General features: G+C 58.7%; 14 protein-coding genes. 9 read left to right on the top strand and 5 right to left on the bottom strand.

Annotated features, from left to right (window positions below; translation table 11 throughout):
- Positions 1-148: 148 nt before the first annotated feature.
- Complete coding sequence (gene lpxO / locus ACA061_RS13180; protein ID WP_150603098.1) at positions 149-1048, bottom strand: lipid A hydroxylase LpxO; 900 nt, start codon at positions 1046-1048, stop codon at positions 149-151.
- A 380-nt stretch (positions 1049-1428) separates the two neighbouring features.
- Between lpxO and ACA061_RS13175 the strand changes: the two genes are divergently transcribed.
- Positions 1429-3015 carry an ABC-F family ATPase gene (locus ACA061_RS13175; RefSeq protein WP_150603099.1) on the top strand — a complete coding sequence of 529 codons (1587 nt, stop codon included), beginning with the start codon at positions 1429-1431 and terminating at the stop codon, positions 3013-3015.
- Between the two features lie 245 nt (positions 3016-3260).
- On the top strand, positions 3261-4448 hold the full coding sequence (locus ACA061_RS13170) for an MFS transporter (RefSeq protein WP_497301843.1): 1188 nt from the start codon (positions 3261-3263) through the stop codon (positions 4446-4448).
- Between the two features lie 99 nt (positions 4449-4547).
- On the opposite strand, the gene ACA061_RS13165 is transcribed toward ACA061_RS13170, so the two are convergent.
- On the bottom strand, positions 4548-5585 hold the full coding sequence (locus tag ACA061_RS13165; protein WP_210700086.1) for an alpha/beta hydrolase family protein: 1038 nt from the start codon (positions 5583-5585) through the stop codon (positions 4548-4550).
- 236 nt (positions 5586-5821) lie between these two features.
- The gene (locus ACA061_RS13160; protein ID WP_047301015.1) at positions 5822-6433 is read right to left on the bottom strand and encodes an FMN-dependent NADH-azoreductase; all 612 of its coding nucleotides are present in this window, start codon (positions 6431-6433) and stop codon (positions 5822-5824) included.
- 128 nt (positions 6434-6561) lie between these two features.
- Between ACA061_RS13160 and ACA061_RS13155 the strand changes: the two genes are divergently transcribed.
- A complete protein-coding gene (locus tag ACA061_RS13155) occupies positions 6562-7470 on the top strand; it encodes a LysR substrate-binding domain-containing protein (RefSeq protein WP_150615699.1) in 909 nt (302 codons plus the stop codon).
- The gene (locus ACA061_RS13150) at positions 7467-7826 is read left to right on the top strand and encodes an MmcQ/YjbR family DNA-binding protein (protein WP_150603104.1); all 360 of its coding nucleotides are present in this window, start codon (positions 7467-7469) and stop codon (positions 7824-7826) included. The genes ACA061_RS13155 and ACA061_RS13150 overlap by 4 nt, the downstream gene beginning before the upstream one ends.
- Before the next feature lie 133 nt (positions 7827-7959).
- Here ACA061_RS13150 and ACA061_RS13145 read toward each other — a convergent pair whose 3' ends face one another.
- Entirely contained in the window at positions 7960-8388 is a 429-nt protein-coding gene (locus ACA061_RS13145; RefSeq protein ID WP_497301842.1) for a DUF1294 domain-containing protein, read from the bottom strand.
- Positions 8385-9215, bottom strand: a complete 831-nt coding sequence (locus ACA061_RS13140; RefSeq protein WP_150603105.1) for an undecaprenyl-diphosphate phosphatase — start codon at positions 9213-9215, stop codon at positions 8385-8387. Before ACA061_RS13140 ends, ACA061_RS13145 begins: the two co-directional genes overlap by 4 nt.
- Before the next feature lie 304 nt (positions 9216-9519).
- Here ACA061_RS13140 and ACA061_RS13135 point away from each other — a divergent pair, with 304 nt between their 5' ends.
- The 5 genes from ACA061_RS13135 to fapB all read left to right on the top strand — a co-directional run bounded on the left by ACA061_RS13135 (position 9520) and on the right by fapB (position 13980).
- Positions 9520-11154, top strand: a complete 1635-nt coding sequence (locus tag ACA061_RS13135) for a methyl-accepting chemotaxis protein (RefSeq protein WP_497301840.1) — start codon at positions 9520-9522, stop codon at positions 11152-11154.
- A gap of 361 nt (positions 11155-11515) precedes the next feature.
- Complete coding sequence (gene pnuC, locus ACA061_RS13130; RefSeq protein WP_210554719.1) at positions 11516-12079, top strand: nicotinamide riboside transporter PnuC; 564 nt, start codon at positions 11516-11518, stop codon at positions 12077-12079.
- Complete coding sequence (locus tag ACA061_RS13125) at positions 12076-12600, top strand: AAA family ATPase (protein WP_497301933.1); 525 nt, start codon at positions 12076-12078, stop codon at positions 12598-12600. Before pnuC ends, ACA061_RS13125 begins: the two co-directional genes overlap by 4 nt.
- A 356-nt stretch (positions 12601-12956) precedes the next feature.
- Positions 12957-13406 (top strand): functional amyloid chaperone FapA, encoded by a 450-nt coding sequence (gene fapA / locus ACA061_RS13120; RefSeq protein WP_497301839.1) that lies wholly within the window; start codon positions 12957-12959, stop codon positions 13404-13406.
- A gap of 1 nt (position 13407) precedes the next feature.
- Complete coding sequence (gene fapB, locus ACA061_RS13115; RefSeq protein ID WP_497301837.1) at positions 13408-13980, top strand: fibril amyloid subunit FapB; 573 nt, start codon at positions 13408-13410, stop codon at positions 13978-13980.
- Positions 13981-14010: the final 30 nt, after the last annotated feature.

The raw sequence follows: 14010 nt of genomic DNA, 5'->3' as shown, positions 1-14010 counted from the left end.
CGCGAGCAGGCCGGCTGCACGCAATTCCTGTAGGAGCTGCGGCACGCTGCGATCTTTTGATCTGGCCTTTAAAAAAAGCAAAGTCAAAAGATCGCAGCCTCGTTTCACTCGACAGCTCCTACAGTCAATCGCGCAGTTTCGAGGTCACTCAGATCAGGATGAAGATCGCCAGCAAACCACCAAAAATCGCCCACTTTTCCATGTAGTACCGCGCACGATTACGCTTTTTCAGCTCTTTGCCACGCAGCCGGATCTTGTAGATCTTGGTAAACAAGCGGTTGATCCCACCGGTACGGTCGCCCGCATCGTTGGGCGCACCGGCGGCAGACATCACCGTACGACTGAACCAGCGATTGAACGCGGCAGCCCAGCGATACTTCAGCGGTCGCTCAATGTCGCAGAACAGGATGATCCGGTTCTTGTCAGTGGTGTTTTCCGCGTAATGGATGAAGGTTTCATCGAACATCACCGCTTCACCGTCGCGCCAGTGGTAGTTCTCACCGTCGACGTTGATGTAACAACCCGCGTCGTTAGGCGTGTCCAGGCCCAAGTGGTAACGATAGGATCCGGCGTACGGGTCGCGATGGCGTACCAGTTTCGAACCTGGCGGCAGCTCGGCGAACATCGCAGCCTTGATCGAGCCGATGCTCTGCACCAGTTCCGTGGTGCGGGGGCACAGTTTCATGGCCGACGGATGGCTCTCGCCGTACCACTTGAGGTAGAAACGCTTCCAGCCGCTTTTGAAGAAGGAGTTGAAACCGACGTCGTCATATTGGTTCGAGCGCTTGATTTCCCCCGCACGTAGCAGGTTTTGGCCCTCTTCACGGATTTCTTCCCAGTGCGCCTGCAACGGGCTCAGGTCAGGAAATTCAGTCGGATCAAGGTAAGGTTTGTTCGGCTTTTTCGAGAACAGGTAGAGAAAGCAGTTGATCGGCGCCAGAAACGTCGAATGGTCGCTCAGTTGTCGCCCCAGTTTGTGGCGCACCCGGCCACGCAAGTGAACGTATGCAATGGAAATGACATAAATAGCAGCAATGATGAGTTTCACGGAATTCGTCACACGTCAGAAGTGAACAAACTGCGCGCCTGTCGGCCTGAGGCCCAGCGTCTTATGCAGTGGTCTGAGTACAAAATGGCACGTCCTTGAGCCCGCGCCGCTGTAGGGCGGTGGTTGAATGGATGGCATTTTAGCCACACTTTGTAACGGATAGTGAACCTTCATCTGTGAAAAACTGTCCCGCGATAGTGCCAATCGGCACCCGCGACGTCTTCGCCCTATCGTTTAAAGAGCCAGACCAGTACAATCGCCGCCAAACTTTACGCGCCCCCTTGGTTGATGCCGGGAACTCCCCGCTTCAGCGCACTTTGACTCGGGCCAAGCGCTACGGCCGCACCCTCGCTATTCAGAATGCTTCGCAGGAAAAACTCTTGATCTCTACAGCTAACATCACGATGCAGTTCGGCGCCAAGCCGCTCTTCGAAAACGTTTCCGTCAAATTCGGCGCGGGTAACCGTTATGGCCTGATCGGCGCCAACGGTTGCGGCAAGTCGACCTTCATGAAAATCCTCGGCGGTGACCTTGACCCGTCGGGTGGCCAGGTCATGCTCGAGCCGAACGTGCGCCTGGGTAAGCTGCGCCAGGATCAGTTCGCCTACGAAGAATTCACCGTAATCGACACCGTGATCATGGGTCACGAAGAGCTGTGGAAGGTCAAGGCCGAGCGGGATCGCATTTATTCGCTGCCGGAAATGAGCGAAGAAGACGGCATGGCCGTTGCCGAGCTGGAAACCGAATTCGCCGAAATGGACGGCTACACCGCCGAATCCCGTGCCGGTGAACTGCTGCTGGGCCTGGGTATCGGCATCGAGCAGCACTTCGGCCCGATGAGCGAAGTGTCGCCAGGCTGGAAACTGCGTGTGCTGCTGGCTCAGGCACTGTTCTCCGATCCGGAAGTGCTGTTGCTCGACGAACCGACCAACCACCTGGACATCAACACCATTCGCTGGCTGGAAAACATCCTGACCCAGCGTAACAGCCTGATGATCATCATCTCTCACGACCGTCACTTCCTGAACAGCGTGTGCACCCACATGGCTGACCTGGATTACGGCGAGCTGCGCCTGTTCCCGGGCAACTACGACGAGTACATGACCGTGGCGACCCAGTCCCGCGAGCAACTGCTGTCGGACAACGCCAAGAAGAAAGCCCAGATTTCCGAACTGCAATCGTTCGTCAGCCGCTTTTCGGCCAACGCCTCGAAAGCCAAGCAGGCCACTTCCCGCGCCAAGGCGATCGACAAGATCCAGCTGGCCGAGGTCAAGCCTTCGAGCCGTGTCAGCCCGTTCATCCGTTTTGATCAGAACAAAAAGCTGCACCGCCAGGCTGTCATGGTCGAGAAGATGGCCAAAGGTTTTGACGGCAAGCCACTGTTCAAGGACTTCAGCTTCCAGGTTGAAGCCGGCGAGCGCGTAGCGATCATCGGCCCGAACGGTATCGGCAAGACCACTCTGCTGCGTACCCTGGTCAACGAACTGACTCCGGATGCCGGTAGCATCAAGTGGACCGACGCCGCCGAGTTGGGCTACTACGCCCAGGATCACGCGCACGACTTCGAAGACGACATGACCCTGTTCGACTGGATGGGTCAGTGGACTCAGGGCGAGCAAGTGATCCGTGGCACTTTGGGTCGCATGCTGTTCTCCAACGACGAAATCCTCAAGTCGGTGAAGGTGATTTCCGGTGGTGAGCAAGGCCGCATGCTGTTCGGCAAGCTGATCCTGCAAAAGCCGAACGTGCTGATCATGGACGAACCGACCAACCACTTGGACATGGAATCCATCGAGGCGCTGAACCTGGCGCTGGAAAACTACCCGGGCACGCTGATTTTCGTCAGCCACGACCGTGAGTTCGTATCGTCCCTGGCCACTCGCATCATCGAGCTGAGCCCGGACGGCGTGACCGACTTCAGCGGTACGTATGACGATTACCTGCGTAGCCAGGGTGTGGTGTTCTAAAAAGCAGCTTCGAGTTTTCAGCTGCTAGCTGCAAGTCAAGAGCCCTGTCCATGTGACAGGGCTTTTTGCATTCAAGTGTTGAAGATCAAAAGATCGCAGCCTTCGGCAGCCCCAACACCGGACCGCTTTTGATCTTTGTAGGAGCTGCCGAAGGCTGCGATCTTTTGATCGTTAGCCAGCTTCCTTTTGTTCCACACCCACGCCATGATGCGAATTCTCCCACCGCCGCCCGCGAACGAGTCCTCATGTCTGCGCAGCAACTGCCACCACAAAGCTCCATGGCGATCACCGTGCAGATCGTCTCCATCGTTTTCTATACCTTTATTGCCTTCCTCTGCATCGGTCTGCCGATTGCGGTGCTGCCGGGTTATGTACATGAACAACTGGGTTTCAGCGCGATCATTGCCGGGTTGGTAATCGGCTCGCAGTACCTGGCCACCCTGCTCAGCCGACCGATGGCCGGGCGCATGTCTGACACCCTCGGCACCAAACGGGCGATCGTTTATGGCTTGCTGGGGATTGTGCTCAGTGGCGCGCTGACGCTGCTGTCCACGTTGCTGCAAAGCTATCCGCTGCCGAGCCTGCTGATTCTGATTCTCGGCCGATTGCTGTTGGGCATTGCGCAGGGGCTGATCGGTGTCGGCACCATCAGTTGGTGCATGGGCCAGGTCGGGGTTGAGCACACCGCCAGATCCATCGGCTGGAACGGCATCGCGTCGTATGGCGCCATTGCGATTGGCGCGCCGCTGGGCGTGGTGATGGTGGCCGAATACGGTTTCACCAGCCTCGGCATTTCGCTGTCGGTGTTGGCGGCGGGGGCATTGCTGTTGATCCGCAACAAACCTTCGGTGCCGGTGATACGCGGTGAGCGCCTGCCGTTTTGGGCCGTGTTCGGGCGGATTGCACCGTTCGGCGCGAGCCTCACGCTGGCCTCGATCGGCTACGGCACTCTCACCACATTTATCACCCTTTATTACCTCAACCGCGGATGGAGCGGCGCGGCGTATTGCCTGACGGTGTTCGGCGTGTGTTTCATTGTGTCGCGACTGCTGTTTATTTCGGCGATCAGTCGATTCGGCGGTTTCACCTCGGCCATCGTGTGCATGACCGTTGAAACCGTGGGGCTGGTGATGCTGTGGCTCGCGCCCTCCACCGCTTTCGCATTGATTGGCGCCGGACTGGCGGGTTTTGGCCTGTCGTTGGTGTATCCAGCGCTGGGGGTCGAGGCGATCAAGCAGGTCCCGGGCTCCAGTCGCGGAGCCGGGTTGAGTGCCTATGCGGTGTTCTTTGACTTGGCACTGGCGGTTGCCGGGCCGTTGATGGGCGCGGTGGCGTTGAATCTGGGGTATTCGTGGATTTTCTTCACTGCGGCGCTGTTGTCGGTGACGGGGCTGGGGTTGACCTTGATGCTCAAGCGCCGGGCAGTGGGTTGAAAAGCAAAGATCAAAAGATCGCAGCGTTCCGCAGCTCCTACATTGGATTGTGAACATCTGTAGGAGCTGCCGAAGGCTGCGATCTTTTGATCTTCCGTGTTACTGATCCGCAGTCTGCATCCCGGCCCGTGTAGGCCGGCCCAGCGCATGGGCGAAAAATCGACCCGCCTCGGAAATCAGGTTGCGATGGATGTCTTTGCGATCAACCCCATCGGCATCCGTGCACAGCGCCGGCATGGCAATAATCTGCTCTTCGTTGCACGGCGCCATGAACACAAAGTGCCCTGCCCCGGCCAGCAATTTGAAATCCGGTGCGGTCGGCAGTTTGCGCGCCAGTGCGGCAGCGTTTTTATCGAAAGCGACGAGTTTGTCGCCATCGCCGCTGTACAGCAGCACGGGCACATGCACGTCAGCCAACGTATGTCGGCCGAATTTCAAACTGAGCGGCGCCATCAGCAACAAGGCGTGCACGCGTGGGTCGGCCACCGGCTGCAAGTCATCACGGTCAACAATGAGCTCGCCTTGGGTGTTGCAGGCGTCGCGGTCGTCCGGGCGTTCCTGGCAATAGCGGCGCAGGCGATCCAGGTCCGGTTGTGCCCCCGAAAGAATCAACGCTGTCTCGCCCCCAGCCGAATAGCCGATCACGCCGACCTGTTCTGCATTGACGAATGGCGCCAGCATGGGGTCGCCAAGGGTCGCAGTAATCGCTTCGGAAATCTGGATCGGTCGCCCGTAAAGATTGCTCAGGGTGCCGAGTCGGCTGTGATCTTTGGAGTTGTCGCCGGGGTGAATCACCGCCACCACGACGAACCCCTTGCGCGCCAGCGACGTGGCGAGATCGTGCAGGGCCAGCGGCGTGCCGGTGTTGCCATGGGACAGCATCAGCATCGGGAAACGGCCCATGGCGACTTTGGTGTCTTCGCCCGCTTCGACCGAATAACCCTCGAGCAGGCTCAGGTGTTCGCGGTCGTTGGAGGGATAGAACGCGATGGCGCGCATCGGTTGCAAGTCGAGCGGATCGAGGAACGTCATCTCGTGGTAACCGACGCTCCACACAGGATGACGCCCGGGCGCCGCCTGCACTGAATTCAGGCTGCCGAGCAGGCAAATCAGTAACGTTGCACAAAGACGCATCACGGGATGCCCCACCCTGTTGTGACTCAATCCAAAGATCCGTTGCAGTGCGAGCCCCGAACGACGGGTAATCGATGTTCCGGGTCGACACTGCGCTCAGACGCTGATCGTTTGACTGCATAACCCGGGCCAGATTATGTAACAGTCAGAAACAAAAAACTCCGTATTTGGCCCTTGCGGAACCAGAATACAGAGTTTTTGAGAGACTACCTGAACATCAGCTGTTCTTTACGCAAGCCTTACGCGGCGGCGAACAGTTGCTCGCTGATCTTCGCTTGCGCGGCGGTCATGGCGTTGTTGCGCACTTCGTCACCGTACGCCAGGCCTTCGGCACGGACGATTTCGATGTCGGTGATGCCAAGGAAACCCAATACCAGCTTCAGATATTCTTCGTGAGCGATGCCGCTGGCCTGACCGGCGTGAATGCCGCCAGAGGTGGAAACGATCACCACTTTCTTGCCACCGCACAGGCCTTCAGGGCCGGCTTCGGTGTAGCGGAAGGTCTGACCGGCAACGGCAACGCGGTCGATCCACGCCTTGAGTTGCGTCGGTACGGTGAAGTTGTACATCGGTGCAGCGATGACTACAGCGTCGGCGGCGATGAACTCGGCCAGTGTCGAAGCGCTGAGGTCGGCTTCGTGTTGCTGTGCGGCGTTACGCAATTCAGCGGTGGTGCCGGCGGCAACCAGAGTGGTCGACGAGAAGTGGCTGATGGCATCGGCGGCCAGGTCACGGTAAGTCACCACAGCACTTGGCTCAGCGGCCTGCCAGGCTTTGACGACTTCGCTGCTCAACAGACGGGAAGCCGAGTTGTCGCCCAGAATGCTCGAATCGATATGCAGCAGTTTCATGTGGGATCTCCTGGAATGAATCGCCGGTGGCGACGGAATGGAGACAATCCTACGCAAGAAACCAATAGCTGATTAGCCGCCAGCAATGCGATAGTTCGTCCCACTGATAGAACAGTTGGGTACCAACCATGCAAGATCTCAACGATCTCTACTATTTCGCCAAAGTCGTCGAGGCTGGCGGTTTTGCGGCAGCCGGACGTCTGCTGGGGATTCCAAAGTCACGACTGTCACGCAGAATCGCCGAACTGGAAGAGCGCCTCGGTGCGCGTTTGCTGCAACGCACCACGCGCCAACTCAATCTCACCGCGGTCGGCGAGCGTTATTTGCGGCACTGTCAGGCGATGTTGCTGGAAGCGGAAATGGCCGATGAAGCCGTCGCCAGCATGTCCAGCGAACCGCGGGGACGTTTGCGGGTGTCCTGCCCTACCGGTCTTGCGCATGAAATGCTGCCGTGGGTGATCAGCGACTTTCTCGGCAAATTTCCTCAGGTGCAACTTGAAGTGGTGCTGCTTAATCGTCGGGTCGATCTGGTCGCCGAAGGCTTTGATGTTGCCCTGCGCGTACGCGAGCTGGGTGATGAAGACCCGTTGCTGGTCACCCGACGTCTGCGCCAGGCACAAACGGTGGTCGTGGCCAGTCCGACATTCATGCAAGGCCAGTCGATCAGCCATCCGCAAGAGCTGAAGAACCTGCCGGTGCTCGGGGCGCTGGAGGCCGATCGCTTGGTGCACTTGCGTTTACTCGATCAGCAGGGCAACAGCTTCGAACTGAGCATGGAAGCACGGCTGGGCATCGACGATTTTGTCGTGCGCAAGGCCTGCGTACTGGCCGGCCAGGGTTTCACGATGCTGCCTATGATGTTTTGCGAAGCGGAGCTGGAAAGCGGCGCTCTGGTGCAATTGCTGCCCGAGTGGTCGCTGCCCGGCGGTTGGCTGCAGGCAGTTTACCCGCATCGGCGTGGGGTCATGCCGGCGGTGCGTGCGTGGATTGATCACCTGGTCGAGTCGTTCAATGCCTGTGGGGAGCGGTTGTTATGAGCAAGGGAAAAATGAGCGAAGCGGACGTCGCCGCGTTTTGTCTGGCCTTGCCCGGCGCGCGCGAGGACTACAAGTGGGGTGGCGTGCGGGTGTTTTCGATTGCGGGCAACAAGATGTTTGCCTTGCAGGGTTTACGCGGGGATTCGCTGGCGTTCAAGGTCGACAAGGACCTGTTTCTTGGTCATTGCGATCGACCGGGGATTCATCCGGCGCCCTATCTGGCCCGGGCACAGTGGATCATCATGCACCCACCCTACCCGCTGGGCACCGAGGAATTGCAGGGGTTGCTGCAACGCTCGCATCAGTTGGTGGTGAGCAAGTTGCCGAAGAAAACCCGGGTTGGCCTACTTCTGTAACTCACTCCCTGTAGGAGCTGCCGAAGGCTCGGGCCGCGATCGGACGATCTTTTGATCTTGTCTTTTAAGATCAAAAGATCGTCCGATCGCGGCCCGAGCCTTCGGCAGCTCCTACAGGGGGTTTGCGGTGGGGTTAGAGCAGGGTTAGCAGATTCGAGCCAAGGAACAACTGGTCGATCCAGAACACCTGATGCAGCGCGACAATCACCCAGAACAGCATTTGAAACGACACCTTGCGCGTCTTGTGCCGGAATACCTGCTGGGCAATCAGCGCGCCCGGCCAACCGCCAGCCAGTTCCACGGCATGGAGGATGTTTTCCGGCGTACGCCACGCATCGGTGCGCGCCTTGCGTTTGTCTGCCCAGTACATGAAGAACGCCAACACGCTGACGATGCCGTACGCCGCCAGCGGCACCAGAGAAATGCCGCTCAGCCACATCGACAGCGAGCCGGCCAACGGCAACGCGCAGACGATCAACAGAACGACCAGCTTCAGTTTCAGGTTCTGAATGCTGCCACCGGACGGCCGACCTTCGGGTCGGCGGGCGCGCGAATCATTCATGCCTTGGCCGCCGTCCAGTCCACCCAGCCGAACTGCCACGTCGCCAGAATCACCAGCCCGAACACGATCCGATACCAGGCGAATGCCGCATAGCTATGGCTGCCAATGAACTTGAGCAAGCCGCGCACCGCGATCATCGCGAAGATAAACGCGGTGACGAAACCGATGGCAAACACCGGAAAATCCGCCGGCACAAACAGATCCCGATACTTGTAGCCCGAGTACACCGCGGCACCGACCATGGTCGGCATGGCGAGGAAGAAAGAAAACTCGGTAGCCGTCTTGCGCGACAGGCCGAACAGCAGGCCGCCAATGATCGTCGAGCCGGAACGCGAGGTGCCGGGAATCATTGCCAGGCATTGCGCGAAGCCGATTTTCAGCGCGTCGCTCCAGCGAATTTCATCGACCGTCTCGGCATGCACTTCATGCTGACGCTTTTCGGCCCACAACATGATCACCCCGCCCACCACCAGCGCGGCCGCCACGGTGATCGGGTTGAACAGGTATTCGTGGATAAGATCAGCAAAAATCACTCCCAACACCACGGCTGGCAAGAATGCGATCAGCAGATTAGCCGTAAAGCGCCGTGCACTTGGCTGGGTCGGCAAGCCGATGACCACGTCGAAAATCTTGCGGCGAAATTCCCAGACCACCGCGAGAATCGCGCCGAGCTGAATGATGATGTTGAACGCCATGGCCCGTTCGCCGCCGAAGTTGAGCAAGTCGGCAACAATGATCTGGTGTCCGGTACTGGAAATGGGCAAAAACTCCGTCAGCCCTTCTACAACTCCTAGTATCAATGCCTGCAAGGCGGTCCAAAGATCCATCAATCCCCCAAAGAGCGATGCACGCCGGCATGCCCCGATAGTATTTTTTTACGTTCACTGCGATCAGCGTAGCTGGTTAATGCTGGACCGATTCCGCGCGCACAGGATCCCTACGAAAGGGTCAAAATTCCGTGAAATAGCAACTTCGATTCAGGTTTTCACGCGCGGGGCCGAAATCCTAACAGACAAGCCTGAATAGCGCTGCCGCGTTATCCGACTTGGGTCGCGTATGCCCGCTCACGAAATCGTGGTTGGATGCTGGCGGTCGTTTATTACAAGAAAAAGAATCCGGAGTGACAGCGTTATGAACAGCTTGCGCAGTGTGTCGATCAGCCGACGCTTGTGGCTCATCTTGATTGTGGCAGTGGTCATGTTGCTGACCTTGGGCGTGTTGATGCTCAAGCAGATCCACGATGACCTGTATCACGCCAAAGCCCAGAAAACCCAGCATGTGGTGCAGACCGCCAGCGGCCTGCTGACCTATTACCATGACCTGGAAACCGCCGGCACGCTGACCAAGGAAGCCGCGCAGAAACAAGCCCTCACCGCCATCCGTGGCCTGCGCTATGACCAGAGCGATTACTTCTGGATCAACGACCTCACGCCCGTAATGGTCATGCACCCGACCAACCCCAAGCTCGAAGGCCAGAACCTGTCGGCGATCCGCGATCCGGACGGCTTTGCGGTGTTCAACGAGATGGTCGCGATTGCCAAGTCCAAGGGCGCCGGCATGGTCGACTACCGCTGGCCGAAGCCTGGCGCGAGTGAGCCGGTGGCGAAAACTTCTTACGTGAAATTGTTCGAACCGTGGGGCTGGGTGCTTGGCTCTGGGGTTTACGTCGACGACGTGCAGGCCGAATTCAAGAGCCAGATGATCAAGGCCACCGTTATCGGCTTGGTGATCGCCGTGATCATGGCGCTGTTGGTGATCCTGATCGCGCGCAGCATCGTGCGCCCCTTGCAGGAGACCGTGAACGCCATGGCCAACATCGCCAGCGGCGAAAGCGACCTGACCCGCAGCCTCGACACCCACGGCAAGGATGAAGTCACCGAACTGGCTCACCACTTCAATGCATTTACCGCCAAATTGCGCGGGGTGATCGGTGAGTTGCAGGTGTCGGCCAGCGCGCTCGGTCAATCGTCCAGCGAACTGGGCAACGATGCCTCGCAGGCCCAACAACGTAGCCAGCAACAGTCGCAACAAATGGAGTTGGTCGCCACCGCGATCAACGAGGTGACTTACGGCGTGCAGGACGTGGCGAAAAACGCCGAGCATGCGGCCGCCGAAATGCGTGATGCCGAGGCGCAGGCGCAACAGGGCCAGATCAATATCGACGGCAGCCTGCAACAGATCGACAAGCTCTCGGGCACCATTGACCAAGCGGTCGAGGTGATTCGCACCCTGGCCACCGAAAGTACCCAGATCGGCAGTGTGCTGGAGGTGATTCGTTCGATCGCCGAGCAAACCAACCTTCTCGCCCTCAACGCGGCCATCGAAGCAGCACGGGCCGGTGAACAGGGTCGTGGATTTGCCGTGGTGGCGGATGAAGTGCGCTTGCTGGCGCAGCGTACGCAGAAGTCGACAGCGGAAATCCAGTCGATGATCGAACGCCTGCAAAATCATTCCGAGGCAGCGGTCAAGGTTATCGGTGACAGCAGCAAGGCGTCGCAACTGACTATTGAACAGGCTGGGCTGGCCGGCGCGAGCCTGAATGCCATCGGCCAGGCATTGCGCAATCTCAATGGCCTGAACGCATCGATTGCCAGCGCCACGCTGCAACAGGCGCATGTGGTCGAGGACATCAATCAGAACGTTACTCAAGCGGCGGGTCTGTCGCACAGCACGGCCGTGGCGGCAGAACAGTCGAGTGCGGCCAGCGTAAGACTTGGCCAGTTGAGCGAACAACTCAACGGCCTGCTGCGCCAGTTCCGCGTCTAACGCCATTCTCCTGTAGGAGTGAGCCTGCTCGCGATAACGGTGGATCTGTCGGTAGAGATGTCGCCTGACCCACCGCTATCGCTGGCAAGCCAGCTCCCACAAGTTTTTGTGCAGCGCCATCATTTTGAGCACTAAATAAATCCATGTGGGAGTTGGCAGGCTTTGTCGGCGTGCCACAAAGGCTGAGCACCGCAAAAAATCCATGTGGGAGCTGGCTTGCCAGCGATGAGGGCCCAACATTCAGCATCATTGTTGAGTGTGCCGACGCTTTCGCGAGCAAGCTCGCTCCTTGGGTCCTTCAGTGTTCTGGCGAATACAGTACAATCCGCCCCCTCTTTCAACTCCCCCCCAAGGAACCCACATGTCCGGGCTTGAACTGTTTGCCGCCGCTCTCGGTGTCATTGCCGTGTGGCTGACGGTCAAACAGAATCCGTGGTGCTGGCCGATCGGGCTGGTCATGGTGTTGCTCTATAGCTGGATCTTCTTTGAAGTGAAGCTGTATTCGGACATGTTGCTGCAAGTGATCTACGCCGCGCTGCAGGTTTATGGCTGGTGGCAATGGACGCGCGCCGGGACGATGCACGACGGGCGACAAGTCACCCGCCTGGATGCTCGCTCGATTGCGCTTGGCCTGAGTGTCGGCGCAATTGGCAGCGTGTTGCTGGGGGCTGCGATGGCGCATTGGACTGACGCTGCGCAACCGTGGCTGGACGCGGCGCTCACCGGGTTCAGCCTGGTCGCGCAGTTGTGGATGGCGCAGAAACGCCTGCAATGCTGGGCGCTGTGGTTCGTGCTCGATGTGATTTTTGTCGGGCTGTTCCTTTATAAGGGGCTTTACCTCACCGCGGGCCTGTACGCACTGTTCACCGTGATTGCCATTCAAGGCTGGCGCGAATGGCGCGCCGACCCGGCATTGCGCACATGAAGGTCGTGGTTCTGACCGGTCCGGAATCCACTGGCAAGAGCTGGCTGGCGGCGGGCCTTCAGCAACAGTTTGGCGGTCTGCGGGTGGACGAGTACGTGCGCTGGTTTATCGAGCAGAACCCGCGTGACACCTGCCTGACCGACATCCCCGAGATCGCCCGCGGGCAACTGCAATGGGAAGATCAGGCGCGGGCGCAGCAACCGTCGCTGCTGATTCTCGACACCCACCTGTTGAGCAATATTCTCTGGAGCCAGACCCTGTTTGGCGCGTGCCCGGACTGGCTGGAAGGCGAGTTGCTGGCGCGCCATTACGACCTGCACCTTCTTTTGTCCCCGGAACGAATTGACTGGACCGATGACGGTCAGCGCTGCCAACCGGACCTTGATCAGCGCCTGGCGTTCTACCAGGCCACGCGCGATTGGCTGGCGCAGCATCGGCAACCGTGCCAGATCATCCACGGCGACTGGGCCGAGCGCCAGGTGCAAGCCTTTGCGGCAGTCGCAAAGCTGTTGGCCGAGTAAACCGCCTGATGGGTCACTTGCCCCACTGTTTCACCCTGTTTTGGGGGCAAAGTGTCCATTCCTGAAACACTCGCCTGAGTGCAGAGTGGCCGTTTCAGCGGCATTCATCGCTTTGTCATGGCACTTGTTACGCCACTGATACACATCCCGGCAAACCCTTGTTCCAGAGCTTTGTTCAGCCAATAGACGGGCTGGCGAGACTGCTTGTGTTTCAACGATGAAACACCCTGTGCATCGACTCTGCGCGTGCTTGCGGTAACCCGCTGGAAAACAACAACAATTCAAAAGCGGCACAGCTTTCGCTATCTCCTTCACAACGCTGACAAGGGCAGCCCACTGAAGAAGGAATTGCAGCCGTGGGGAATATCAAAAAAAGCATGACCTGCCTTCTGCTGATCGGATCAGCAGCCAGCGCATTTATCGGTTTCAACGTTCAGGCCGAAGGCAATGGCGTGATCGTCCTTGATCGCGATGTTCAGCCTATCCCAATCGGCCGCAATGGCGGCAAAGACCCCTACCCGACGACCGTCAACGCCAACCCCTCCGCTCGAATCAACCAGACCCTGAGCAGCACTGAACTCAGTGACGGTGACTTCGCCGGGATCGCCAGTGGTTCTTCGATACGCGGCAACATGAACACGCCTGCTTCGAACCTTCCGGGCATGAACACGCTGACCAACACCAACGGCTTGCCGGGCATGCGCACTGGCACCGGCGGCGGCGCTGGCGGCTCGATCTCCAATACCGTCAACCGCGCCATGAGCACCGGCCTGGCCCCCCTGACCCGCATGGCCGGAGGCCAATGAGATGAATCGCACTCTTCTTCTCCTCGCCTTGCTCGGTTGCACCAGCGCCATGGCTGACCCAAGTTCAGTCAACAGCGCAAACATTCAGGATTCAGGCATGCAATACCGCGGCAATTTCAACGTCAACCAGGCCGCCGGTGACCAGATGCAGCAAGCCAACACCAAGGCAATTGCCATCGGCACCGAATCCCACGCCTCCACTCGCGTCATCCAGAAGATCGACACACCTGCCGATCGCTCGATGAACGCCAGCGCCAACATCGGCGGCAACTCTTTCAGTAATGGCAACGGAGTTCTGGGCGTGAACCAGGGCGCTGGGGCCAACAACCAGATGGCCAACGTGACGCGAATCAGCATCAGTGCTGCCCCGCAGAGCGTTGACGATAGCGCCCTTTCGCAACAGAACGTGGCGTTGTTACCGAGCTCAGGAGCAACTGGTACCTCACCCGGCAGTCGCCAGGTCACGACAAGTGATCAGGCCTTCACCGGCAGCCGCGGGGTAATCCAGGTGAACCAGAGTGCCGGGGTGGGGAACCGAATGGCCAACACCCTGAGCATCCGGGTCGCAGACTGACCCAAATAAAAAGCAGTGCAATTAGAAAGT

It is taken from the genome of Pseudomonas sp. LBUM1668 (genome assembly GCF_059695715.1).
This window is presented reverse-complemented; position numbering and strand designations above follow the sequence as displayed.

Bases quoted from the DNA above. Each gene is read 5' to 3' on its own strand.
- ACA061_RS13170 (WP_497301843.1), top strand. From the start codon at position 3,261: ATGTCTGCGCAGCAACTGCCACCACAAAGCTCCATGGCGATCACCGTG.
- ACA061_RS13160 (WP_047301015.1), bottom strand. From the start codon at position 6,433: ATGAAACTGCTGCATATCGATTCGAGCATTCTGGGCGACAACTCGGCT.
- ACA061_RS13155 (WP_150615699.1), top strand. From the start codon at position 6,562: ATGCAAGATCTCAACGATCTCTACTATTTCGCCAAAGTCGTCGAGGCT.
- ACA061_RS13150 (WP_150603104.1), top strand. From the start codon at position 7,467: ATGAGCAAGGGAAAAATGAGCGAAGCGGACGTCGCCGCGTTTTGTCTG.
- ACA061_RS13145 (WP_497301842.1), bottom strand. From the start codon at position 8,388: ATGAATGATTCGCGCGCCCGCCGACCCGAAGGTCGGCCGTCCGGTGGC.
- ACA061_RS13140 (WP_150603105.1), bottom strand. From the start codon at position 9,215: ATGGATCTTTGGACCGCCTTGCAGGCATTGATACTAGGAGTTGTAGAA.
- ACA061_RS13135 (WP_497301840.1), top strand. From the start codon at position 9,520: ATGAACAGCTTGCGCAGTGTGTCGATCAGCCGACGCTTGTGGCTCATC.
- pnuC (WP_210554719.1), top strand. From the start codon at position 11,516: ATGTCCGGGCTTGAACTGTTTGCCGCCGCTCTCGGTGTCATTGCCGTG.
- ACA061_RS13125 (WP_497301933.1), top strand. From the start codon at position 12,076: ATGAAGGTCGTGGTTCTGACCGGTCCGGAATCCACTGGCAAGAGCTGG.
- fapB (WP_497301837.1), top strand. From the start codon at position 13,408: ATGAATCGCACTCTTCTTCTCCTCGCCTTGCTCGGTTGCACCAGCGCC.